This window comes from Streptomyces sp. IBSNAI002 (assembly GCF_052244475.1).
Lineage (GTDB): Bacteria > Actinomycetota > Actinomycetes > Streptomycetales > Streptomycetaceae > Streptomyces.
Genome location: NZ_JBQPXG010000002.1, coordinates 3,190,956 through 3,214,878, shown reverse-complemented (window position 1 = coordinate 3,214,878; position 23,923 = coordinate 3,190,956). Strand labels below are relative to the sequence as shown.

Sequence of the window (23,923 nt, the reverse complement as noted above, 5' to 3'; positions counted from 1 at the left end):
GCACCTGGGTCTTTGGCCCGAAGGGGAAGACTGTGTCGATTGTCGTTCCCGCATCCTCCGCTCCTGATTCCACTCCTGCTGCCGTTCCTGCTGCCGCTCCCGCTTCCGTTCCTCGTCCTGTTCCTGGAACCGCGCCTCGCTCCGTTCCCCCTGCCGCCGCTCAGGCCACGGCTCCGGCTGCGGCTCAGACCGCGGCTCCGGCGCTTCCCCGGGCCGTTTCCCTCTCCGCGGCCGTACGGGGCTCCGCGCGGCGCCCGCTCGCCGTCGCCCTGCTGGCCGCGGCCCTCACCGCCGCGCCCGGAGCCCAGGCGGCCGCCGACTCCGGCCCGGCGGTGGCCCAGGCTCCGGAAGGCGCGAGCGCCGTGCTGGACGGGCTGAAGACGTACGGGCAGGCGGTGCTCCACTCCGGGGACGGGTCGATCCGGCACATCCCGGCCGGGCTCTACGAGATGCGGGTCGACGGCGGCGGGATGCTCCAGACGTACGGGGTCGGCGTCGAAGGCCACGCGCAGCCCCAGTCCCGCTACACCGAGAGCGGCTGGAGCGGCAGCCCGCTCGCCGGGAAGCGGGAGGCGGGCCGGATCCGCTGGGTCCTGGAGCACTCCTACCCGCAGCTGAACGATCTGGCGGGCCTCGCCGAGGCCGCCGGGGCCGGTTCGCTGACCGCCGAGAGCGCGGCGGCGGGCACCCAGGTGGCGATCTGGCGGCTGGCGGAAGGGGTACGGGTCGAGGCCGCGGACCCGGCGGCGGAGAAGCTGGCCGACTACCTCCAGCGGGAGGCCGGGCAGCTGCCCGAGCCGCCGGCCTCGCTGGGGCTGGACCCGGGTGGTGTGTACGGGGCGGTCGGCACCCGGCTCGGCCCGGTGACCGTGCGGACCGGGGCGCGGAGCGTGTCCGTCGTCCCGGACGCGGCGGCCGTGGCGATGGGGGTGCGGGTGGTGGACGCGGAGGGGCGGCCGCTGGCCGCGGCCGGCAACGGCACCCGGCTCTACTTCGAGGTGCCCCCGGGCACCCCCGACGGCACGGCCTCGGTCACCGTCCAGGGCGCGACGAAGGTTCCCGTCGGGCGGGTCTTCACCAGCGGGGTGCCGGCCCAGGCGCAGATCGTGGCGGGCTCCAGCGAGTCCGCGGCAGCGGCCACGGCCACGGCGGTCTGGCCGGAGCCCCCGACGGTCCAGCCCGTCACCGCGGAGGCCGGCGGACAGCCGGGCATCCAGCCCGCCGGCCAGGGCGGCCAGAGCGTCCAGACCGGCCAGAGCACACCGGACTCCCCGGACGAGGAGCGGCTGGCCTCCAGCGGCAGCTCGGCGGCCACCCCGGTCATCGCCTCCCTGGCGGTGGGCCTGGTGGTCCTCGGCGGCCTGGTGGTCCTCCTGCTCCGCAAGCGCCCCCTGGACGGGGAGGACCACTAGGCCGGGTCGGCCCCGGTCCCGTCGGCCCCGGGCGGGTCCGCCCCGGTCGGGTCGATTCCGGGGCCGTGCCCGGGGTAGGCGCTGGCCATGGCCGATCAAGAGTTGACCTGGCAGGGTGCAGTCGCGCGGTGGGACCGGCGGCTGTTCGACGTAGTGGCCCGACGGCACTGGCCCGGGGCCGACCGGGTGCTGCCCAGGCTCGGGCGGGCCGCGAACCACGGGGTGCTGTGGGGCGGGGCCGCGCTCGGGCTCGCCGCCTTCGGGTCGGCCCGGGCCCGCAAGGCCGCCGTCCGCGGGGCCGCCTCGCTGGCGCTGGCCTCCGCGACCATCAACACCGTCGGCAAATGGTCCGTACGCCGCCCGCGGCCGCTGCTGGACGGGGTGCCCGCCGTGCGGCAGCTCGCGACGCAGCCGCAGACCACCTCCTTCCCGTCCGGGCACGCGGCCTCGGCCTTCGCCTTCACCGCCGGGCTGGCCCTGGAGTCCCCGGGCTGGGGCGCCGCGCTGGCCCCGGTGGCCGCGTCCGTGGCCTTCTCCCGGATCTACACCGGGGTCCACTACCCCTCCGACGTGCTCGCGGGCGCGGCGCTGGGCGTGGCCGCGGGCCTGGTCGTGGACCGGCTCGCCCGCGACGCCAAGGACGCCAGGGTCGTGCCGGGCGTCGAGCGGCCCGCCGCCGGCGTGCCCGCGCTGCCCGACGGGGCCGGGCTGACCGTGGTGGTCAACACCGCGTCGGGCACCGCCACCACCGCCGGCCTCGACCTGCTGCGCGCCCGGCTCCCCGAGGCCGAGGTGATCGAGTGCACGGGCCCGGAACTCCCCGCCGCCCTGGAGTCCGCGGCCTCCCGCGCCACCGTCCTCGGCGTCTGCGGGGGCGACGGCACCGTCAACGCGGCCGCCACCGCAGCCCTGCGCGCCGGGCTGCCGCTCGCCGTGTTCCCCGGCGGCAGCCTCAACCACTTCGCGATGGACCTCGGCATCAGCGGCACCGAGGACACCTGCCGGGCCGTGGCCGACGGGCACGCCGTCCACATCGGGGTGGGCCGGTTCACCCCGGGCCCGGACGAGGGCCGGCCCGGCTACTTCCTGAACAACTTCAGCATCGGCGCCTACCCCGAGCTGCTGCGCCACCGCCTGCACTGGGCCCCGCGCATCGGCGGCGGCCCCGCCGCCCTGCTGGCGGCCTGGCGGGTGCTGAACGCCCAGCGCCCGGTGCGGCTGCGCCCGGCCGGGCGGCCCCGCAGCGTCTGGCTGCTCTTCGCGGGCAACGGCACCTACCACGGCACCGGCCCGACCCCCCGCCGCCGCGACAACCTGGGCGAGGGACTGCTCGACGTGCGGCTCGTCCACGGCGGCGGGCGCCCGGGCCCCCGGCTGCTGGCCGCCGCCCTCGCGGGCCCGCTGACCCGCTCCCCGGTCCATGCGGCCACCCGGCTGCGCAGCCTGCGGATCGACGAGATCCCGCCGGGCACCCCGTTCGCGTACGACGGCGAGTACGCCCAGGCCTCCTCCGGCCTGGTCCTCGACTCGCTCCCCGACGCCCTGACCGTCTACCGCCCCCACCTGTGACGAGGCCCGCCCGAACCGGCCCCGGGCCGTCCGTGGGCCGGTAAGGGCGGCCTCGGGGGCGCTCCCCCCCGGCTGCGCGGCGGGCGAACAGGGGGCCTGGCGAAAGCGTTCCCAACCTGTCGGTCACTTCCTTCGGGAGCCAGCTCCCACCTGCACAAAGGCGCCCTGACCCTGGAGCACAGGTCAGGGCCCCCGGGCCATACGCGTTTCCCCCGAGGTATGGACGCCTGGCAAGATGGGGTGTATCTGCCCACCCATCGATCTGCCGGACGGTTTCTCTTGGCTGAGTTCATCTACACCATGCGCAAGACGCGCAAGGCGCACGGCGACAAGGTGATTCTTGATGACGTCACCCTGAACTTCCTGCCCGGCGCGAAGATCGGTGTGGTCGGCCCGAACGGTGCCGGCAAGTCCACCGTTCTGAAGATCATGGCGGGCCTGGAGCAGCCGTCCAACGGCGACGCCTTTCTGTCGCCCGGCTTCACCGTCGGCATCCTCATGCAGGAGCCCAAGCTCGACGAGTCGAAGACGGTCCTGGAGAACGTCCAGGACGGCGCCGCCGAGACCATGAAGAAGCTCAAGCGCTTCAACGAGGTCGCCGAGCTGATGGGCGTCGAGTACACCGACGCCCTCATGGACGAGATGGGCAAGCTCCAGGACGACCTGGACCACTCCAACGCCTGGGACCTCGACGCCCAGCTGGAGCAGGCCATGGACGCCCTGGGCTGCCCCCCCGGCGACTGGCCCGTCACCAACCTCTCCGGTGGCGAGAAGCGCCGTGTGGCGCTCTGCAAGCTGCTGATCGAGGCTCCGGACCTGCTCCTCCTCGACGAGCCCACCAACCACCTCGACGCCGAGTCGGTGAACTGGCTGGAGCAGCACCTCTCGCAGTACAAGGGCGCCGTCGTGGCCGTGACCCACGACCGGTACTTCCTGAACAACGTCGCCGAGTGGATCCTCGAGCTCGACCGCGGCCGCGCGCACCCCTATGAGGGCAACTACTCCACGTACCTGGAGAAGAAGGCCACCCGCCTCAAGGTCGAGGGCCGCAAGGACGAGAAGCGCCAGAAGCGCCTCAAGGAAGAGCTGGAGTGGGTGCGGTCCAACGCCAAGGGGCGTCAGACCAAGTCCAAGGCCCGTCTGGCCCGCTACGAGGAGATGGCGGCCGAGGCGGACAAGATGCGCAAGCTCGACTTCGAGGAGATCCAGATCCCGCCGGGCCCGCGTCTGGGCTCGATCGTGGTCGAGGTCAACAACCTCTCCAAGGCGTTCGGCGACAAGGTCCTGATCGACGACCTGTCCTTCACGCTGCCGCGCAACGGCATCGTGGGCATCATCGGCCCGAACGGCGCCGGCAAGACCACGCTCTTCAAGATGATCCAGGGCCTGGAGACGCCGGACTCCGGCGCCATCAAGGTCGGCGAGACCGTCAAGATCTCCTACGTCGACCAGTCCCGCGCCAACATCGACCCGAAGAAGACCCTCTGGGCGGTCGTGTCGGACGAGCTGGACTACATCAACGTGGGCCAGGTCGAGATGCCGTCCCGCGCGTACGTCAGCGCCTTCGGCTTCAAGGGCCCTGACCAGCAGAAGCCGGCCGGTGTCCTGTCCGGTGGTGAGCGCAACCGCCTGAACCTGGCGCTGACGCTCAAGGAGGGCGGCAACCTGCTGCTCCTCGACGAGCCCACCAACGACCTCGACGTCGAGACCCTGTCCTCGCTCGAGAACGCGCTCCTCGAGTTCCCCGGTGCGGCCGTGGTCATCTCCCACGACCGCTGGTTCCTCGACCGGGTCGCCACGCACATCCTGGCGTACGAGGGCGAGTCGAAGTGGTACTGGTTCGAGGGCAACTTCGAGTCGTACGAGAAGAACAAGATCGAGCGTCTCGGCCCGGACGCGGCCCGTCCGCACCGTGCCACCTACAAGAAGCTCACCCGAGGCTGAGGCCCGCACCATGGCAAGACACCACTACCGGTGCCCCCTGCGCTGGTCGGACATGGACTCCTTCGGCCACGTGAACAACGTGGTCTTCCTCCGCTACCTGGAGGAGGCGAGGATCGACTTCATGTTCCGGCTGGCGCCGGGGGAGGGCAGCGAGTCCTTCACGGGAGGGTCCGTCGTGGCCCGCCACGAGATCGACTACAAGCTGCCCCTCGTGCACCGTCACGAGCCCGTGCTCATCGAATCCTGGGTGACCCGGATAGGCGCCGCGTCCCTGACCATCGGTTACGAGGTCAAGGACGAGGCGACCGAGGACGCGCCGGAGAAGGTCTACGTGCGCGCCTCGACGGTGGTCGTGCCCTACAACCTCGCCGAGGGGCGGCCCCGCCGCATCACGGCCGAGGAGAGGCACTTCCTCCAGAAGTACCTCGACGAGCCGGGCACGCCGGCGGCCGGTTCGGAAGGACGCCTCGCGGCATGAACGAACGGCTGCACTTCGCCGACTCCGGGGAGGCGGCGGACCTCGCCGCCTTCCTGGGCAGGCTGGTGCACTACGACCGCGCCGCCGCCGTCCGGCTCCAGGCCGGCGGCGGCGCGCTCGCCGTCTTCGGAAGGCCGCCCTCCTTCGAGGTCCTGGCCGTCCGCACGGTGCGGCTCGCCGCGCCCCTCGCGACACCGCTGGACCTGACCGTCTCGGCCGGGGAGCTCCTGGAATCGGTGGACGAGGCCGCGGCCGACGCCACCGTGCCCGGTCCCGTCACCGGCCCGCCCTGGGCCGGGGTGCTCCCGCCCCGCGGCGGCTGGCGCCAGCTGCCCGGGCTGCCCGGGCCCGCGGAGATGCGGGCGGCCGTGGCGGGCGCCGTCGCCGAGTTCCGCGCCCGTGACGAGGCCCTGCCCGCGCAGCACCGGACCCGCTCCGAGCGCGACCGCATCGGCCGCGAGATCTGGTCCCGCACCCTCGGCGACACCGAACTCCCGCTGCGCGCCGTGCACGCCGCCCAGTCCCTGGGCTTCCTGCGGCCCGTACGGTCCACCGTGCCCGCCGCCACCCCCGCGCCCCAGGGCGCCGGCCCGGTGGCCCTGCTCGCCGCCGGGAGCTGGCTGCGCCTGCGCACCCCGTACGGCTCGGTCGCCATGCGCCGCCCCGGCAACCCCGCCGGCCTGGGCGCCCTCCAGGTCCGGCCGGTCTGACCCCCGGGATCCGCTTCCGCTAGCCCGCCGTGTTGATCATCGACGCGGCGGCATAGGTCAGGTACTTCCACAGCTGGGCCTCGTGCTCCGGGGCCAGCCCCAGCTCGTCCACCGCGACCCGCATGTGGCGCAGCCAGGCGTCGTGCGCCGCCGCGTCCACCTGGAACGGTGCGTGCCGCATCCGCAGGCGCGGGTGCCCGCGGTGCTGGCTGTAGGTGGTCGGGCCGCCCCAGTACTGCATCAGGAACAGCGCGAACCGCTCCTCGGCGGGGCCCAGGTCCTCCTCCGGGTACATCGGGCGCAGCAGCGGGTCCTCCGCGACCCCCTGGTAGAAGCGCCGGACGAGACGGCGGAAGGTCTCCTCGCCGCCCACCTGCTCGTAAAAGGTCTGCTCCTGAAGCGTGCCCCGCGGAATCTCATTCACCCGACCATCGTCTCAGACACCCGGACGGAGGACCCGGGTCCTAGGACCCCCCGCGTTCGCCCGCGACGGCCGCGCGCAGGACAGTGGATGCATGGGTGCACACACCGCACGCAGCACCGGGGTACGGGACCTGCGCGGGACCGCGCACGCCGCCCAGGTGCGGGAGCTCACGGCGGCCGGGGTGCTGGACGACCCGGCCTGGCGGGCGGCCTTCGCCGCCGTGCCCCGGCACGTCTTCGTCCCCTACTTCTGGACCGGCCGCGGAGCCGGCCACGAGCGGCTCTGGGCGCAGGACCCCGATCCCGAGCAGCGGGCCCGCTGGCTGCGCGGGGTATACGTGGACACCCCGCTCGCGACCCGGCTGCGCGACGGCGAACTGCTCTCCTCCAGCAGCCAGCCCTCCCTGATGGCGAAGATGCTCCGGGCGCTGGAGGTGCGCGACGGCGACAACGTGCTGGAGATCGGCGCGGGCACCGGCTACAACGCCGCGCTGCTCTGCCACCGGCTCGGCGAGGACCTCGTCACCACCGTGGACCTGGACGAGGAGATCACCGAGTCCGCCCGGGCGCACCTGGCCGAGCTCGGCTACCACCCGCTGGTGGTCACCGGCGACGGCGCGCGCGGCTGCCCGGCCAGGGCCCCGTTCGACCGGATCCTGGTGACCTGCGCGCTGCCGATGGTCCCGCACGCCTGGACGGCCCAGTGCCGGCCCGGGGCGCGGATCCTGGCGCCGCTGTCGACCGGGCTGATCGCCCTCACGGTCCGCGATCCCGATTTCGCCGAGGGCCGCTTCCTGCACACCCCGGCGTACTTCGTGCCGCTGCGCGGGGCCACGGCGGCGCCGCCGCGCGATCCGGCCGCCGGGACGCCGCACGGGCTCCCGTACGAGCTGGTGGAGAACGAGCGCTTCCAGTTCATGCTCGTGCTGACCGACGGCGTCCTGCACCCCCGCGAGGCCCTGGACCTGTGGCGCCGGGAGGACCGGCCGGCCCGCGAGCGCTTCGGGGTCACCGTCAGCGGCGAGGGCCAGTGGGCCTGGCTCGACGATCCCCAGGGCCCGTACGTATGGCCCCTGGGGGTCGCCGAGCCGCGGGGCTAGCCGCGGCGGATGGTGATCGTGGTCCAGGCGCCGACGTGGACGCGGTCGCCGTCGCCGAGCGGGACCGGGACGTAGGGCTGGATCGGGTCCTCGCCGCCGTTGATGGTGGTGCCGTTGGTGGAGTTCTGGTCCACCACCGCCCAGCTCAGGTCGGGCTGCTGGACGAGGACCGCGTGCTGGTGCGAGACGCCCGGGTCCTCCGGCGGCACCGACAGGTCGATGTCGGGGGACTCGCCCGTGGAGGCGCGGCGGCGGCCGATGGTGATCTGGCCGCCGGCGAGCGGCAGGTGCTGCTCCGGGGAGTACGCGGGCAGGTTGAGCCCGGCCGCCTCGGGACCGCTGCGCTGCATCATCGCCATGAAGTACGAGCGGTCGGGGCCGATCGTCGCGCTCCACGAGACGCCCTGCGGTGCGAACGACTGCTGCTGGGGCGGCTGGTACTGCTGAGGCGGCTGCTGCTGGTGCTGCTGCGGGGCCTGGTGCTGGTACTCCTGCTGGTACTCGCGCTGGGGCGGCGGCGGAGGCTGCTGCTGGTACTGCGGCTGCGGCTCCTGGGCCGGAGGCGGCAGCAGCCAGTCGTCCTCGCGCTGCAACGGCTCGGCCGGCCGGTTGACCCGCGAGGGCCGCGAGCCCTGGTACTCGAAGTGGTCCTGCGCGTACGCCACGGGCGGCGGAGGCGTGGACGGGGCCCCGGCGACGCTCCCCCGGGCCCCGGAGTCCGGAGCGGCCGGGGCGACCGGGGTGTACGAAGTCGCCGTACGCGTCAGGAAGTTGTACCGGCACTCCTCGCAGAACGGGGCCATGGCCTCGCGCGGGGTCCGGCACTGCGGGCAGAGCTCGGCCTGGGCGGTCGGCTCGCCGGCGGTCGGGGGGTAGCCGTAGCCGTAGGAGGGCGCCGCAGGGGCGCCTTCGGAGGCAGCCATGCGATGGCCGCAGACCTCGCACCAGTCGTCGGAGGCGGACTGGTGCCCGTTCGGGCAGGTCGGCATGGCGGCGCTTCCCCCTTCTGCCTGCGTCATCGCGTCAGGTCTCTCAGGTCTTTCAGATCTTCTTCACTCGGACGGTCTGCGTCGAACGCGTTTCAAGGGTCATCTCGTCGGCGTCGGCGACCTTCGCCTTCAGCCGCACAGTACCCGCCGCGGCGTCGACGACATCCACCACCTTCGCCAGGAGCTTGGCGGTGTCGGCGTTTCCCGAGACGCTCGCCAGCTGCACGGCGCGGCCGAGTTTGGCCGTCGCTCCCCCCACATCGCCCAGTTTGCGGGCTTCGAGGCCCTGTTGGATAGCCTGCGCCAGTTCCGCCTGCCCGGTGTAGTGGGCGACCTGCGGGTTGATGGCGGTGGAGGCGGCCAGATCGTCCGTCCACACGGCCCGCACCAGCCCCTGGGCGAGGACGGCGGCCGGCTCGCCCGCCGCTCCCGGCAGGACGAGCGAGGCGCGGGCGGCGAGCATCTCCTGGCCCACGCCCGCACTCGGGACGCGCACGCACACGTGGTACTCGCGGGACTCGTCGCCCCAGGAGCCGGTCGGGTAGTCGCCGGCCCGCGGACCGGCCTCGGTACGGCGGTCGGTCAGGTCCTGGACGGCGGGCGCGACCTGCCTCACGTACTGGATCTCCGCGCCGACCGGGGTCCACAGGCGCAGCGCGACGTCCGCGACCTCCTTGCCCATGACGTTCTCCATCATGTGCGTGAAGTCCTCGGCGAGGTGCGCCGGGTCCGCCACGATGTCGGCCGAGCCGAGCAGGGCGCTCGCGACGCCGGTGACCTCCTTGACCTCCCAGTCGGTGCCCACCCCGCGGGCGTCGCAGGTGAACCGGCCCGCGCACGCGTCGAGGGTGGCGCGCAGCTGGGCCGGGTCCTCGTGCTCGTTGCGGCCGTCGGTGAGCAGGATCCCGTGCCGTATGGCCGCGGGGGACTGCCGCAGCAGGCCGTCGGCCAGCCGCAGCCAGGTGCCGATGGCGGTGCCGCCGCCGGCGCTGAGCCCGCGCAGCGCCTCCTTGGCCTGGGCGCGGGTCACCGGGTCGGCGACGGCCAGCCGGCCCTGGCCCGGGTACACCTCCCTGGCCACGTGCGTGCCGGCGATCACGGCGAAGGAGGTGCCGTCGCGCAGGGTGTCGACGGCCGCGGCCGTGGCCTCGCGGGCACCGCGCATCTTCTCCGGCGGGTACTCCATGGAGCCCGAGCAGTCGACCATGATCACGACGGCTGCCGCGCCCCGGCCGGCCGCCGCCGCGCGGGTGGCGGCGGCACCGCCGGTGGAGGTGGCCGTGACGATGGCGTGGACGTCCTGCCCGCCCTGCGGGAGGAACTCGTTCTGGTACACCTCCACGCTGAACCGCGGGGCGCTGGGCTTGGCGAAGTTCGCCATCGGTGGGGCTCCTAGGGGCTCGGACAGGCGAGTCGGGCTGGTCAGGCCCGGGGAGACGCTTCCGCTTGCGGTTCCTCCGCGGGGCCGGAGCCCGGTTCCGGTTCGGCCTGCGCGGCGAACGGCACGAGGGCGACGGTGACGTTGTCGTGGCCCCCGCCGTCCAGGGCGTGGCCCACCAGCACCTGCGCACTGTGCAGGGGCCGGGCGGCGGCGTCCGGGGGCAGCACCTGGGCCATGTCCCTGGCGGCCTCCGCGTAGTTCCACAGGCCGTCGGTGCAGACGACGACGACACCGGGGTGGTCCGGCTTGAAGACGGCGGTGTGCGGTTCGAGGTCGTACGCGTCGGCCCCGAGCCAGCCGGTGATGGCGTGGGCCCGGGCGTCGGCGTACGCCTCGGCCTCGCCCATCAGACCGGCCGCGACCATCTGGGCGGCCCAGGAGTCGTCCTCGGTGAGCCGGCGCGACAGGGCGGAGCGGTCGTCCGGGACCCAGTACGCACGGCTGTCGCCCACCCAGCCGATGGTGAGCAGGCCGCCGCTGACGACGGCCCCGACCAGGGTGCAGGCCGGGGCGTTCTGCGCGCCGGGCACCTCCGGGGCCAGGGCGTTGACCGCCGCGGCGGCGGCCAGGATCGCCTCGTGCATGGCCTCCTGGGGATGGGCGCCGCGCGGGAGCGCGTCGAGCAGGGACTCGTTGGCGGCGGCGGCCGCGGCGGCCGACGCCTCGTCGGGGCGGCTCGCGGAGGAGACGCCGTCGCAGACGATGGCCACGGTGGCGGCGGAGCCGTCGGGCAGTGCGGTGGCCGCGACCGCGAAGGCGTCCTCGTTGCGGTGGTGGCGCAGCCCGCGGTCGCTGACCGCCGCCACGCTGCCGAGCTCCTCCTCCAGGTGGTCGCGCTCCCGGGGCTGGGCGTGCCCGCAGTGCTCGCAGTAGCCGTCGGTGTCGACGTACCCGGTCCGGCAGGCGACGCAGGTCTTCCCGCCGGCGGCCTGCGGGGCCCCGGCCGGGGCGCCGTGCGCGGGGGCGGCGGTCTCGTACGGGGCGTCGCCCGCGCCCCAGGTGGTCCCTTCCGGCGGGGTCGGGGTGCCGCCGGGCAGGTCGTACCGGGCCGGCTGGTCGTCGCCGCCGGCGCCGTACGCGTGCTCCGCCGGGCCCCAGGGGGTCCCCTCGGGAGGAGTGGCGGCGCCGTGCGGGCCGTCGTGGCCCGCGGCCGCGGCCGGGGCCGGGCGCGGCACCGGGCCGTTGCCCGGCTCCCGCTCCGGCTCGGCCTCCGGCGGGGTGAGCGCCCAGCCGCCCGGCTCGCCGACCAGAGTCGGCGCGGCCGAGGCGACGCTGCCCCAGCCCGGGGCGGGCTCGGAGGCGGCGTGGGAACCGCCGGGCGCCGGGGCGCCGTGGCCGCCCGCGGCGGCCGGTGGGGCGGGCGGGGCCGGTGGTGCAGGCGGTGCCGACGGGAGGGGGATGGTCGGGTGGTCCGCGGCCGGATCCGCCGGGGGAGGGGCGGTCACGGCGTAACCGCAGACGCCGCAGAAACGGTCACCCTCCTCGAGGGGTTCCGAGCAGCTGGGGCAGCCCGACAGCCGATGCATCGACATCACTCACACCCACGTCCGGGGACGGAAACGGTTTGCCCGCTCCACCAGTTCGATCCTCTCCTCGCCCCGCTGCGCCAGCCGTGCGAGTACGCGGTACGAGCGCTCCAGTCCGAAGCGCAGGCCCCGTTCGTCCAGTTGACTGCCGAGCAGCGAGGTGCTGCCGGGATCGGAACCCCGGCTACCCGACAGTACCCAGTCCAGGGCCGAGCCCAGAACTTCCGTCGTGAGCCGCTCGTGGCGCTCCGGATCCAGCCCGAACCTCCGCAGCGCCTCCACCTGCCCGGCGGCGGCCGCCAGGTCGGCCAGCAGGGCCTCCTGCGGGGACCGGTCGCGCAGACGTGCCCGTACGGCGGCCACCCGCGCGGCGGTGTAGTGGATGGAGGCCTCGGGTACGGACTCCAGCGTGAGCACGGCTCCGGCCCGGTCGCCCGCGGCGAGCTGCACCCGGGCCAGCCCGAAGGCGGCGCTCACGAACCCGGGGTCGGTGGTCCAGACGAGGCGGTAGTACTCGGCGGCGTTGTCCAGCTGGCCGAGGACCTCCGCGCACAGCCCCAGCGCCAGCTTCGGCGCGGGCTCCCCCGGGAAGGCGTCGTAGATCGCGTCGAAGGACAGGGCCGCGATCTCGTCCTCCCCGGAGGCCAGGGAGGCGACGCCGCGGGCCCACACCACCCGCCAGTCGTCCGGGTACCGGGCCTCGAGCTCCCGCAAGGCGGCGGAGGCCGCGGTCGGTTCGCCCAGCTCCAGCCGGGCCCGCAGCTCCCGCAGCCGCAGCTCCGCCGAATCGGCGGGCGCCGAGCCGAGGGCTCCCAGGAGGTCGCCGGGTGCGGAGGCCAGCAGGCCGGTCAGGAAACCGGCGTTGGGGTCGGCCGGGTCCACCAGCGGTACGGGCAGCGCCAGCGCGGTGTCGCGCCGGGCCGCTCCCGCGGGGGAGACGGGTGCGGGTGCGGGCCCCGCGCCGGCTCTCTCGGGAGCCGCCTCCGCCGCCGCCGTCCCGGCCGCCGCCTCCGCCGCCGGGACGGGCGCCGCAGTCGCGTGCCGGGGCCCGGGCACCGCCGCCACGTGCGTGGCACTGGTCCCGATCCCGCCCTGGGCCGCACCGCGGCCCCACGGGCCGGAGCCCGCGGGAACGGCGACCCCGCCGGCCGGGGTCCCGCTCCCGGGCGCCTGCGCCCACGGTCCGGGAGCCCCGGCCGGGAGTACGGGCACGCCTGCCGGGGACACCGGGGCGGCGGCGCCCCGGGGCAGGGCGGGGGATCCGCGCAGGCCGCGTCCGGGGAGCAGGCCGCGGCGGGGGGCGGGCGGGCGGAGGCCCAGGCGGGATACGGCCGGGTCGGCGGTGTCCGCGAAGAGGCGGGTGTCCGGGACCCGGGTCTCCGGGCCGAACAGGGTGGACAGCTGCGGCCGCGGCCGGCCCGTCTGGAGGGCGACGACCTCGCGCAGCACGCCCGTCAGCTGGTCCGCCATCTCCTGCGCGGAGGCGAACCGCCGCCCGGGGTCCGGATCGGTGGCCCGGACGAGCAGCCGGTAGAAGGATTCGTACCGCCCGAACACCTCGATGTGCGCCGGGTCCGGCAGCGAGTCCACGAACACGTTCGTGTAGCCCTGGAAGTCGAAGGTGAGCACGGCCAGGGTGCGTGCCACCGTGTACAGGTCGGAGGCGACCGAGGGGCCCAGCTCGGCGACCTCCGGGGCCTGGTAGCCCACCGTGCCGTAGATGGCCGACTCCTCGTCGTCCATCCGCCGGACCGCGCCCATGTCGATCAGCTTCAGCTGGTCCTGCTGCTGGATCGCGTTGTCGACCTTGAAGTCGCAGTACAGGAGGTTCCTGCTGTGCAGGTGACCGAGCGCCTCCAGCGCCTCGATCCCGTACGCGCAGGCCTGTTCCACCGGCAGCGGATCGCGCCGCCCGTCCGGCCGGCGCCGCTCGTTCGCGATCTCCTTCAGCGACTTGCCGCCCACGTACTCCATGACGATGTACCCGTCCAGCGAACCGGTCCGCTGGTCCAGGTGCTCCACGAAGTTGTAGATCCGCACGATGTTGGAGTGCTCGATCTCCGCGAGGAAGCGCCGCTCCGATATCGCGGCGGCCATCGCGTCCTCGTCACCGGTGTCCAGCAGGCCCTTGAGGACCACCCACCGGTCCGACACCGCCCGGTCCACCGCCAGGTACACCCAGCCGAGCCCGCCGTGCGCGAGGCAGCCGGCCACCTCGTACTGGCCGTGGACCACCTCGCCCGCGCGCAGCTTGGGCACGAAGGAGTACGGGTGCCCGCACTTGGTGCAGAACCCTTCCGTCCGTCCGGGCCGGTCGCCCCGGGCGCGCCCCACCGGGGCCCCGCAGTCGGCGCGCGAGCAGAACCGCTTGCGCTCGGGCACCTCCGGGTTCTCCAGGACCGCAGCCGCAGGGTCCGGACGCGGCACTTCCGGTACGTTGACCAGCCCGGCGCCGAGCCGCCCGCGCCCCGAGGCCGACGGCGCCGAGCCCGAACTGCGCACCGACACCGACCGGGCGGACGCCGATCCCGACAGGGCGCGCGAGAGCCGCCCCGACACGGAGCGGCGAGACGCCGACGAGCGCGAGGAGCGCGCCGAGGCCGAGGAGCGCGCCGAGCCGTGCGACCCCTGCGAGCCCGTGGACCCCCGGGACCCGGCCGAGCCGGTGGACCCGCCCGATCCGGCGGAGCCCAGGGCGGCCGCGCCGCGAGCGGCGCTCGTCATCCCCGTCGGCGGCGACACCAGTTCCTCCGCGCCGGCCGCGACCGAGCCGATCGGCGCGAGCCCGCAGGTGTCGCAGTAGACCTCGCCGCCGCCCATGTCCTCGTACGCCCCCGGGCAGCCGGGCCGCACGCACCCCGTTCCGATCAGGCTCATGCGCCCTCCTTTCCGGGGGCCCCCGCGCCCCGCACCGCCTCGCCCGCGGCCTGCTGGTAGCGCAGGACGGCCTGCTCGGCGGCCCGCAGGTCGCAGGGCGCGCTCCACAGCATCCGCCGGGCCGTGTCGTACCGCTCGATCAGCAGCGGATCCTCCGCCAGCCCGTGCCGGGCCACCTTCGCCTTGTAGGCGTCGAGCCGCCCGCGCAGCTCGGCCCGCACCGCGAGAGGTGCCGTCACCGCGGTCAACGATTCACGGGCCCGGCGCAGTTCCTCCTCGGCCCGTTCCTCCAGGGATTCCAGCAGCGGGGAGAGCCGGTGCCAGCGGGACTGGCGCCGGTGCTCGGCCGCCGCCGCGAGCTGCTCCTGGAGCACCGTCGGCGGGCCGCTCACCGCGGGCACCTCCGACGCGGCGATCTTCGCCAGCACCTCGCCGCGGGCCGTCCGCGCCTCCGCCAGGGTCCGGTCGGCCCGCGAGAGCACGTCCCGCAGGCTGATCAGCCGCTGCTCGGCGTCCTGCCGGACGTCCAGCACGGCCTCGACCTCCCGGCGTACGTCCTCCAGCGCGAGCGCGGCCCTGTCGTAGCGCCGGGTGTCCGGGCGGCCGCCGCCCGGCGCGGAGCTCCCCGCCGCGGCCGGCACCCAGAACGCCAGCGGGTCCGCGATCACCTCGGCGCGCAGCTCCGCCAGCTCGGCGGTGATGGTCTCCAGGTCGTCGCCCGAGGGGTGCTCGCCCGGCCGCACCCCCACCGAGTGGGCCAGCGAGCGGGTGCGGTGCAGTTCGGCGGCGAGCAGGTCGATCCGGGCGGGCAGCGCCGACCACACCGCGTCGGCGGCGACCACCACGTCCAGCGAGCCCGCGTACAGCTCGTTCATCCGGGCCACCAGCTCGGCGAGCGAGAAGCGCTCGGCGAGCTCGGCGCCGTCCACGGCGGCGCCCGCGATCAGCACCCCGGGCCCGCGCAGCCGCTCGGTCAGCTCGACCAGGTCGTCGCGGCCCGGCCAGCGACGGCGCTCCCGTATCTCCCGGGCGGCGGCCAGGGCCCCGCTGTAGGCGTCGAAGTACGTCCACAGCCGGGTGATGTCCGCGTCGGCGGCCGCCCAGCGCTCCTTGGTCACCCCGGTCAGCCCGGCGCCCTCCAGCAGCCGGCGCCCGGCGTGGTCCTGGAGGGCCAGCAGCGAGGTCTCGACGGCCTCGTGCTCGGCGCCCAGCCGGGTCAGGGCACGGTCGACGCCGTCCCGGTCCATCACTGCCGACGACCACGACTCCAACGACTGTGCCTCCGCTTCCGTGTCCGACTCCGTGCCCGCCACCGGCCTCAGCCGTCCCGGTACTTGGGTGCGGGAGGCGCGGTCACGCCGGGCAGCACCGGTTGCAGGTGCTTGAGGTACGACTTCATCCAGCGGCTCTCATTGCCGCCCGAACGGTACTCCTCCAGCACCTTGTTGACCCGGCGTACCAGGTCGGAGGCGTCCTTGTTCATCGCCACGCCGTAGAACTCGCGGGTGAACGGAGAGCCGACCAGCCGCACCGACGGGTCCTGCGCGGCCTGGCCGGCCGCGAGGGCGTTGTCCGTGACGATGCCGTCCACCTCGCCGAGCTGGAGGCGGACCAGGCAGTCGAGCTGGTTGGGCACGGTGACCGGCACCGAGCCGTACGACTGGGCCTTCAGGGTGGCCTCGGCCGTGGAACCGGCCGCGAAGCAGATCCGCTTGTCCTTCAGGGAGGTGTCGTACCCGGTGATCTGCGAGCCCCTGGGGGCCAGCACCTGCTGCCCGGCCTCGAAGTAGGCCGTCGAGAAGGCGACCTCCTCCAGCCGCTTGCAGTTGATGGTCATGGTCCGCACGACGATGTCGACGCGGCCCTCCTGGAGCGCGGGGATGCGCTGACTGGTCGGGATGGCCCGGTAGATGACGGCGTTCGGATCGCCCAGGATGTCCTGGGCGATGGCCTTCACCAGGTCGATGTCGAAGCCGTCGAGCCCGCCGCCGTCCTCGGCCTGGTTGCGGTAGCCCCAGCGGAAGCTGTTCTGGTCCACGCCCGCGACGAGCTTGCCCGCCGCCTTGATCCGTGCGATCGCCGCACCGTCCAGACCCGACGGGCGCAGACTGGCATCCGGGTCCTGGCAGGTGTCGAGGGGCGCGGCCGGGGCCGCCGCCATCGACGCGGGCCCGCGGACCGCCGCGCCCCCCGCAGCGGCGTCCGGCGCCGCACTGGCCAGCGGCAGCAGCACGGTCGCGGCGGTCACCGCGCAGGCCACGGCCATCGCGCTCACCCCGCCCCAGCCGCGCAGCCGGCCCGTCAGCCGCCGCAGGACGGACGGGGCGCCCGGATGGTTCGCACTGCCCCCGGAGCCCTCGGAGGCCCGCACCGTTCGTGTCCGCATCGCTCTCACCTGTACTCCGAAAGCCTGCGCCCGATGCCCAGCAGCGCCGCCGCCGCGCCGACGGCGGCGAGGACCGCCGTCCCGGTCAGCAGGCCGCCCAGCGCGCCGAGCCCGTCCCGGGCCGCCCGGGTGAACTCCCGCTGCTCGTGGGCCACCGCCTGCTCCAGGGACGCGTCCACCGTGTCGAACGCGGCCCCGCTGCTGTCCTTGTGGTCCTTGTCCCCGACGACCTGGAGCAGTGCGGACTCGTAGTCCCCCTTCAAGTCCGCCTCCCGGGCCGCCGTGTGCCGCTGCTTCCACAGTTTCACGCCGTCCGCGGCGCGGGTCACGGGAGCCCGGCCCGCCTCGTCGTCGGCCAGCCGCAGGGCGATCGCCAGCCCGGCGTCCAGTTCCTTCATGTTGGTCGTGAAGTCCACGTCGTACTTGTCGGACTTCGTGTCCGCGGCCAGCACCGCGCCGCGCGCGATCAGGGTGAGGTTCTCGCCGGCCCGCGCCTGGAGGGAGGCGATCCGCGCGTCGTTGAGCACCTTCAGCGACTCCTGCCCCTGTGCGCGGGCCTCGTTCAGCGAGGCCCGCGCCACGGTGTGCCCCACGGCCAGCCACAGCAGCACCACCACGGACGCGGCCGTGGCCGCCAGCAGCCCGTGGTTGAAGACCCGGTTCGTACGCCGGTAGTTGCGCCGCTGGGCCCATGCCAGGGCGGCGAGCGCGACCAGGCCCGCGGCGATCGAGGCCAGCGGCCAGGACCGGGAGTCGTCGTAGTCCGTGTAGAGCCGGCCGGTCTCCGCCTCGTACAGCCGCTGCGCGGCCGGCAGCAGCTGGGTGGTCATCTGCTCGTTCGCGTACCGGAGGTAGGCCCCGCCCAGCGGCAGACCCTGCCGGTTGGCGGCCCGGGCCTGCTCGATCAGGCCCGTGTAGCGCGGCAGCTGCTCGCTGAGCAGGGTGATCTGGGCGCGGGAGTCCTGGCTGCCGCCGGTGTTCGCGGCGGCGCTGACCAGCAGGCGGGAGGCGTTGGCGATGTCCTTCTCGTACCGCAGGCGGACCTCGCGCTCCTCCGTGGAGCCCAGCAGGAAGCCGCTGGAGGAGGCCGTGTCGGCGTCCGCGAGGGAGCGGTACAGGCTCGCCGCGTCCGCGCTCAGCGGCTGGCTGCGGCCCACGACGTCCTCGGCGGCGGCGCTCCGGCCGGAGACCTCCCACAGGCCCACGCTGCCGAACAGCACGATCAGGGCGGCCAGCGCGGCGCCGATGATCCGGAGCCGGCCCGGCTCGGTGGTGGCCGCGCGGCGCAGCTGCTCCACGCCCTCGGCCCAGGCGGTTCTGCGCCCCGGCGGCGCCCCGGGCGGCGTCGCCGGCGGCCCGGCGGGCGGCACGGCGCCGCCGCCCCCGGACGCGGGCGCGCGTGATGTGACGGCCACCGTGACCTCCCCCTTGGTCCTTGCTCCGCAGCAGTATGGCCGCATCGACGGCCGGCCACACCACCCGGTGCCGGATCTTGGGAGATCCGCCCCTGGGGGGCGCAGGTCCACCCCTTCACCGTGAATACGTCCGTACGACCGCCACGGTTCCAGACCGGCGGGCTTCCGGGGCCGGTTCACCCGAAATGGGCACGCAGTTTTCCGTGGGCCCCGTCCGGGGATCCGAGCGCGTCCAGCCCCAGCAGTCCGGCGCCCAGGACCGGCGGGGCCGTCACCACCGACACCCGGGCGTGCGGCGCCCGTTCGGCGAGGCCCACCGCGATCCGGTCGTTGAGCTGCGGATGCCGGGCGGCCAGCACGCTGCCGCCGAGCACCACGGGAGCGTCCTCGTCCAGCAGCCCCAGGCGGGCCAGCGCCACCGCGGCCATCGCCACGACCTCGTCCGCCTGCCGGTGCACCAGGGACACGGCCACCGGGTCCCCGGCGGCCGCCACCGAGAACAGCAGCGGCGCCAGCTCGTGCCGCCGCTCGCCCGGGATCCGTCCCAGGTGCAGCGACTCGACCAGCGCGTACATGGAGTCCAGTCCGAAGTGCGCCGGCAGCGCCCGGGCCAGCTCGGTCGGCTCGCCCCGGCCGTCCTCGGCCCGGGCCGCCCACCACAGCGCCTCCTCGGCCAGCCCGCCCCCGCCGCCCCAGTCGCCCGAGATCCGGCCGACCGCGGGGAAGCGGGCCGTCCGCCCGTCCGGGGTCATCCCGACGCAGTTGATGCCCGCACCGCACACCACCGCGACCCCGCGCGGCCCGGCGCCCGCGGGCAGTCCGGCCCGCAGCAGCGCGAAGGTGTCGTTGTACACCGCCGTGGATCCGGCCCAGTTGCGGCGCCGGATCTCGGCCGCCAGCTTCCGCTCCTCCACCGGGAAGTCGGCGTTGGCCAGACAGGCCGACACGTGCTCGGCGTACGGCCCGGCCGCCGCCCGGGGGTCCAGCCCGGCGGCGGCCATCGCCTCCGCCAGTACGTCGACGGCCCCGGCCACCCCCGTACGGAACGGCTGGAAGCCGCCGGCCTGACCGGAGCACAGCACCGAGCCGTCCGGGCCGAGGAGCGCCACGTCCGTCTTGCTGTTCCCGGCGTCGACGGCCAGCACCGCCGCCGTCCCGGGCGGCCGGCTCACGCCCATGGCAGGTGCTCCTTGTTGTGCGCGAGGAGCCGGTCGGTCAGCCCCTCGGCACGGTCGGCCTGGCCCACCAGCGGGTGGGCCAGCAGCGCGCGGAAGACGCGCTCGCGGCCGCCGCGCAGCGCCGCGTCCAGGGCGAGGTCCTCGTACGCCGTCACGTGCGACACCAGCCCGCTGTACAGCGGGTCCAGTGCCGGCACCGCCAGCGGCCGCGGGCCCGAGCCGTCCACCCGGGCCTGCACCTCGACGACCGCGTCGTCCGGCAGGAAGGGCAGGGTGCCGTTGTTGAACGTGTTGACCACCTGCACGGCCGGCCCGCCGCCGTTCCCGCCGCCCAGCAGCGAGGCCGCCAGGTCCACGGCCGCCTCCGAGTAGAAGGCGCCGCCGCGCCGGGCCAGCAGCTCGGGCTTCTCGTCCAGCGCCGGGTCCCCGTACAGGGCGAGCAGCTCCCGTTCCATCGCGGCGACCTCGGCCGCCCGCGAGGGCTTGGTCGCCAGCTCGCGCACCACCTCGTCGTGCGCGTAGAAGTACCGCAGGTAGTAGGACGGTACGACGCCCAGCCGGTCCAGCAGCGCGGGCGGCAGGCGGAGGTCCCCGGCGATGGCCTCCCCGTGATCGGCGAGCAGCCGGGGCAGCAGGTCCTCGCCGTCCGGGCCGCCCCGGCGCACCCCCAGCTCCCAGGTGAGGTGGTTGAGCCCCACGTGGTCCAGGTGGATGTCGGCCGGCGCCAGGTCCAGCAGGGCCGCGAACCGGCGCTGGAAGCCGATCGCGACGTTGCACAGGCCGACGGCCTTGTGGCCGGCCTTGAGCAGGGCCCGGGTGACGATGCCGACCGGGTTGGTGAAGTCGATGATCCAGGCGTCCGGGCTGGCCCGGCGGACCCGTTCGGCGATGTCGAGGACCACCGGGACGGTGCGCAGCGCCTTGGCGAGCCCGCCGGCGCCCGTGGTCTCCTGCCCGACGCAGCCGCACTCCAGCGGCCAGGTCTCGTCCTGCAGCCGGGCGGCCTGACCGCCGACGCGCAGCTGGATCAGGACGGCGTCGGCGCCCTCCACTCCGGCGTCGAGGTCGGAGGTGGTGGTGATCAGCCCGGGGTGTCCCTGCCGGGCGAAGATGCGCCGGGCCAGGCCTCCGATCAGCTCCAGCCGTTCGGCGGCGGGGTCGATCAGCACCAGCTCGCCGACGGGCAGGGTGTCGCGCAGCCGCGCGAAGCCGTCGATCAGCTCGGGGGTGTAAGTGGAACCGCCGCCCACCACTGCGAGTTTCATGCCTAGCCTTTCACTCCGGTCAGGGTGACTCCCTCGACGAACGCCTTCTGGGCGAAGAAGAAGAGGACGATCACCGGGGCCATGACCATCACGGTCGCGGCCATGGTCAGGTTCCAGTTGGTGTGGTGCGCCCCTTTGAAGGACTCCAGCCCGTAGCTGAGGGTCCAGGCGGCCGGGTTGTCGGAGGCGTAGATCTGCGGGCCGAAGTAGTCGTTCCACAGGGAGAAGAACGAGAACAGGGCGACCGCGGCGATGCCCGGCTTGGCCATCGGCAGCACGACCCGCAGCAGTGCGCGCAGTTCGCCGCAGCCGTCGACGCGGGCCGCGTCCAGGTACTCGTCGGGGATGGTCAGCAGGAACTGCCGGAGCAGGAAGATGGAGAAGGCGTCGCCGAAGGCCAGCGGGATGATCAGCGGCCACAGGGTGCCAGAGAGGTCCAGCTGCTTGGCCCAGAAGAGGTACATCGGGATGATCACGACCTGGGGCGGCAGCATCATCATGGCGATGACCAGCAGCATCGAGACCCGCTGCCCGCGGAAGCGGAACTTGGCGAGGGCGTAGGCCACCGGGATCGAGGAGGCCACGGTCAGCAGCGTGCCCAGCCCGGCGTACAGCAGGGTGTTGCGCCACCAGGTCAGGAAGCCCGGGGTGTCCCACACCTTGGCGTAGTTCTCCCAGACCCAGGTGCCGGGCACCAGGTCGCGGGTGAGCGCCTGCTGATCGGTCATCAGCGAGGTCAGGAAGACGAAGACGAACGGCAGGACGAAGAACAGCGCGGCGGCGATCGCGAGCGAGTGCACGGCGACCCACTGGAGTACGGCTTGGCGCCGGTGCGCGGGCGTCATCGGTGGCCGCCTCCGATCAGGCCGCCGCGGCGGCGCATCAGCAGGGCCGTGAAGGCCATGCAGAGGGTGAACAGGACGAGGGCGAGCACACAGGCGGTGCCGTAGTCGAAGCGCTGGAAGCCGGTGTTGTAGACGATCTGGGGCAGGGTGAGCGTGGACTTGTCGGGGTAGCCGGGCTCGAACTGCTGCCCGGAGCCGCCGATCACGCCGGCCGCCACCTTCCCCGCGACCAGCGGCTGGGTGTAGTACTGCATCGCCTGGATCACTCCGGTCACCACGGCGAACAGGATGATCGGCGAGATGTTCGGCAGGGTGATGTGGCGGAACCGCTGCCAGGCACCGGCGCCGTCCAGCTCGGCCGCCTCGTACTGCTCCTTCGGTACGTCGAGGAGCGCCGCCATGAAGATCACCATCAGGTCGCCGACGCCCCACACCGCGAGCATGGTCAGGGCCGGCTTGGACCAGTCGGCGTCGGTGAACCAGCCCGGCTGCGGCAGGCCCACCCCGTCCAGCAGGGTGTTGACCGGGCCGGTGCCGGGGTTCAGCAGGAAGACGAACGACAGTGTGGCGGCCACCGGCGGGGCCAGGTACGGCAGGTAGAACAGGGTGCGGAAGACCCCGGCCCCGGTCTTGACCTTCGTGATGAGCAGTCCGACGCCGAGCCCGAAGACGACCCGGCAGGCGACCATGACCACGACCAGCCACAGCGTGTTCCGCATCGCCGGCCAGAACTGCGGGTACTGCGTGAAGACGTACGTCCAGTTGTCCAGGCCGTTGAAGACGGGCGGCCGGAAGCCGTCGTACTTGGTGAAGGAGAAGTAGACGGTGGACAGGAGCGGGTAGGCGAAGAAGACGGCGAAGCCGATCAGCCAGGGCGCCATGAAGGCCGTGGTGCGCAGGGCCGACCGGCGGCGCTTCGCCCGCAGGGTGTGCGTGGTCATCTGAGGGCTACTTCGCCTTCGCGATGTCCGTGTCGATCTGCGCGTCCGTCTTGGCCAGGGCGGCGGGCAGGTCGGTGACCGCGCCCTTCTCGTGCTGGTAGGCCAGGTCGGTGAAGGTCAGCTGGTAGGTGCCGCCGTCCGCCTGCGGAGGGGTGGTGCTCGACTTCGGGTGCCGGGCGATGTCGAGGAAGGTCTTGAAGTTCTCGTCCACCTGGAGGTCCGGCGAGGCCAGCGCCTCGATGGTGGAGGGCACGTTGTGGATGCCGTTCGCGAAGGCCACCACCGCCTCGGTGTCGGTGGTCATGTACTTCACCAGTTCCCAGGAAGCGTTCTGCTTCTTGCTCCCCGCGGCGATGCCCATGATCGTGCCGGAGACGTAGCCCTTGCCGTAGTCGTCGGTCAGCTCGTCGGGGACGGGCAGCGGCGCGGTGCCGATCCTGAAGTTCACGCCCGCTTCCCGGGCCATGTTCGGCCGCCACTCGCCGTCCACCTGCATGGCGACCTGGCCCTTGTGGAACGGGTGCTCGGCGCCCCACTCGTCACCGAAGGAGGCCCGGAACTTCTCCAGCTTCTCGTACCCGCCGAGCTTCTCGACCAGGTCCTTCTGTGCGGTCAGCATCTTCGTGAAGGCCGGGTCCTCGGCCAGGTTGGAGCTGCCGTCGGCGCCGAAGTACGTCGCGCCCCACTGCGCCGCGAGCCGCATCGGGGTGGTCTCGTAGCCGTGGAAGGTGGGCATGATGCCGAGCTGCTCGTACGAGTCGCCCTTGGCCTTGGTGAGCTTCTGCGCGACCTCGGTGAACTCGCTCCAGGTCCTGGGCGGGGCGGTGATGCCGGCCGCCTCGAAGGCGTCCCTGTTGTAGACCAGGCCGTAGGCGTCGTTCAGCAGCGGCAGCGTGCACTGGTTGCCCTTGTACGAGGTGTAGTTCAGCAGCGACTGCGGGAACACCTTCGCCTTGTCGACCTTCGACTTCTCCAGGAACGGGTTCAGGTCGGCGAACGCCCCCGAGTTGCAGAACTTGCCCACGCTGTCGGTGGTGAAGGAGGACACCACGTCCGGGGCCTTGTCACCGCCCGCCCGCAGCGACTGGTTGATCTTGTCGTCGGTCATGTTGCCGGTGACCTTGACCTTGATGTTCGGGTGCGCCGCCTCGAACCGCTTGATGTTGTCCTCGATGGCCTTGACCTCGCCGGGCGCGGACCAGCCGTGCCAGAAGTTGATCGTGACCTCCTCGGAGGGATCGTCGGCGGCCGCGTTCCCGGCGGATCCGGTACACGCGGTGGCGAGCAGGGATATCGCGGTGAGGACGGCGGCCGTGGCGGACGCCGAGGTCAGACGGGAGGTTCTGGGCATGTCGGTGTCACTCTCTGCGCGGGGGACTTCCTGGGAGGGGTGCAGCAGGGCGAACGTGGAACGGCGGAACGGC

19 protein-coding genes are annotated in these 23,923 nt (G+C 73.9%); 6 read left to right on the top strand and 13 right to left on the bottom strand.

Annotated features, from left to right (window positions below):
* Positions 1-269 precede the first annotated feature (269 nt).
* From ACTVZO_RS15530 to ACTVZO_RS15510, 5 genes are all read left to right on the top strand, one after another.
* Positions 270-1,412: a thioester domain-containing protein gene (locus tag ACTVZO_RS15530; RefSeq protein ID WP_443303184.1), complete on the top strand. Its 1,143-nt coding sequence runs from the start codon at positions 270-272 to the stop codon at positions 1,410-1,412.
* Between the two features lie 87 nt (positions 1,413-1,499).
* The gene (locus tag ACTVZO_RS15525) at positions 1,500-2,981 is read left to right on the top strand and encodes a bifunctional phosphatase PAP2/diacylglycerol kinase family protein (protein ID WP_443298946.1); all 1,482 of its coding nucleotides are present in this window, start codon (positions 1,500-1,502) and stop codon (positions 2,979-2,981) included.
* Between the two features lie 279 nt (positions 2,982-3,260).
* A complete protein-coding gene (gene ettA, locus ACTVZO_RS15520; protein WP_362297032.1) occupies positions 3,261-4,925 on the top strand; it encodes an energy-dependent translational throttle protein EttA in 1,665 nt (554 codons plus the stop codon).
* Between the two features lie 10 nt (positions 4,926-4,935).
* On the top strand, positions 4,936-5,403 hold the full coding sequence (locus ACTVZO_RS15515; RefSeq protein ID WP_443298945.1) for an acyl-CoA thioesterase: 468 nt from the start codon (positions 4,936-4,938) through the stop codon (positions 5,401-5,403).
* Positions 5,400-6,113, top strand: coding sequence for a hypothetical protein (locus ACTVZO_RS15510; protein WP_443298944.1), 714 nt, complete (start codon positions 5,400-5,402; stop codon positions 6,111-6,113). The genes ACTVZO_RS15515 and ACTVZO_RS15510 overlap by 4 nt, the downstream gene beginning before the upstream one ends.
* Positions 6,114-6,132: 19 nt before the next feature.
* Here ACTVZO_RS15510 and ACTVZO_RS15505 read toward each other — a convergent pair whose 3' ends face one another.
* Positions 6,133-6,537 carry a globin gene (locus tag ACTVZO_RS15505; RefSeq protein ID WP_443298943.1) on the bottom strand — a complete coding sequence of 135 codons (405 nt, stop codon included), beginning with the start codon at positions 6,535-6,537 and terminating at the stop codon, positions 6,133-6,135.
* Between the two features lie 91 nt (positions 6,538-6,628).
* Here ACTVZO_RS15505 and ACTVZO_RS15500 point away from each other — a divergent pair, with 91 nt between their 5' ends.
* Entirely contained in the window at positions 6,629-7,636 is a 1,008-nt protein-coding gene (locus tag ACTVZO_RS15500; RefSeq protein ID WP_443298942.1) for a methyltransferase domain-containing protein, read from the top strand.
* Here ACTVZO_RS15500 and ACTVZO_RS15495 read toward each other — a convergent pair.
* The 12 genes from ACTVZO_RS15495 to ACTVZO_RS15440 form a co-directional block, all read right to left on the bottom strand.
* Positions 7,633-8,625 carry an FHA domain-containing protein gene (locus ACTVZO_RS15495; RefSeq protein WP_443303183.1) on the bottom strand — a complete coding sequence of 331 codons (993 nt, stop codon included), beginning with the start codon at positions 8,623-8,625 and terminating at the stop codon, positions 7,633-7,635. The genes ACTVZO_RS15500 and ACTVZO_RS15495 overlap by 4 nt on opposite strands.
* Before the next feature lie 52 nt (positions 8,626-8,677).
* Positions 8,678-10,006: a vWA domain-containing protein gene (locus ACTVZO_RS15490; protein ID WP_443298941.1), complete on the bottom strand. Its 1,329-nt coding sequence runs from the start codon at positions 10,004-10,006 to the stop codon at positions 8,678-8,680.
* Between the two features lie 41 nt (positions 10,007-10,047).
* Positions 10,048-11,598: a protein phosphatase 2C domain-containing protein gene (locus ACTVZO_RS15485; protein ID WP_443298940.1), complete on the bottom strand. Its 1,551-nt coding sequence runs from the start codon at positions 11,596-11,598 to the stop codon at positions 10,048-10,050.
* Between the two features lie 3 nt (positions 11,599-11,601).
* Positions 11,602-14,469 carry a tetratricopeptide repeat protein gene (locus ACTVZO_RS15480; protein WP_443298939.1) on the bottom strand — a complete coding sequence of 956 codons (2,868 nt, stop codon included), beginning with the start codon at positions 14,467-14,469 and terminating at the stop codon, positions 11,602-11,604.
* Entirely contained in the window at positions 14,466-15,716 is a 1,251-nt protein-coding gene (locus ACTVZO_RS15475) for a hypothetical protein (RefSeq protein WP_443303182.1), read from the bottom strand. Before ACTVZO_RS15475 ends, ACTVZO_RS15480 begins: the two co-directional genes overlap by 4 nt.
* 71 nt (positions 15,717-15,787) lie before the next feature.
* Positions 15,788-16,735: a glutamate ABC transporter substrate-binding protein gene (locus ACTVZO_RS15470; RefSeq protein ID WP_443303181.1), complete on the bottom strand. Its 948-nt coding sequence runs from the start codon at positions 16,733-16,735 to the stop codon at positions 15,788-15,790.
* Between the two features lie 125 nt (positions 16,736-16,860).
* Complete coding sequence (locus ACTVZO_RS15465) at positions 16,861-18,270, bottom strand: hypothetical protein (protein ID WP_443298938.1); 1,410 nt, start codon at positions 18,268-18,270, stop codon at positions 16,861-16,863.
* Between the two features lie 176 nt (positions 18,271-18,446).
* Positions 18,447-19,448 (bottom strand): N-acetylglucosamine kinase, encoded by a 1,002-nt coding sequence (locus ACTVZO_RS15460; RefSeq protein ID WP_443298937.1) that lies wholly within the window; start codon positions 19,446-19,448, stop codon positions 18,447-18,449.
* Positions 19,439-20,713, bottom strand: a complete 1,275-nt coding sequence (locus ACTVZO_RS15455; RefSeq protein ID WP_443298936.1) for a 6-phospho-beta-glucosidase — start codon at positions 20,711-20,713, stop codon at positions 19,439-19,441. The genes ACTVZO_RS15460 and ACTVZO_RS15455 overlap by 10 nt, the downstream gene beginning before the upstream one ends.
* A 2-nt stretch (positions 20,714-20,715) precedes the next feature.
* Positions 20,716-21,558 (bottom strand): carbohydrate ABC transporter permease, encoded by an 843-nt coding sequence (locus ACTVZO_RS15450; RefSeq protein ID WP_443298935.1) that lies wholly within the window; start codon positions 21,556-21,558, stop codon positions 20,716-20,718.
* The gene (locus ACTVZO_RS15445) at positions 21,555-22,499 is read right to left on the bottom strand and encodes a carbohydrate ABC transporter permease (RefSeq protein WP_384226661.1); all 945 of its coding nucleotides are present in this window, start codon (positions 22,497-22,499) and stop codon (positions 21,555-21,557) included. Before ACTVZO_RS15445 ends, ACTVZO_RS15450 begins: the two co-directional genes overlap by 4 nt.
* A 7-nt stretch (positions 22,500-22,506) precedes the next feature.
* A complete protein-coding gene (locus ACTVZO_RS15440) occupies positions 22,507-23,850 on the bottom strand; it encodes an ABC transporter substrate-binding protein (protein ID WP_443298934.1) in 1,344 nt (447 codons plus the stop codon).
* Positions 23,851-23,923: the final 73 nt, after the last annotated feature.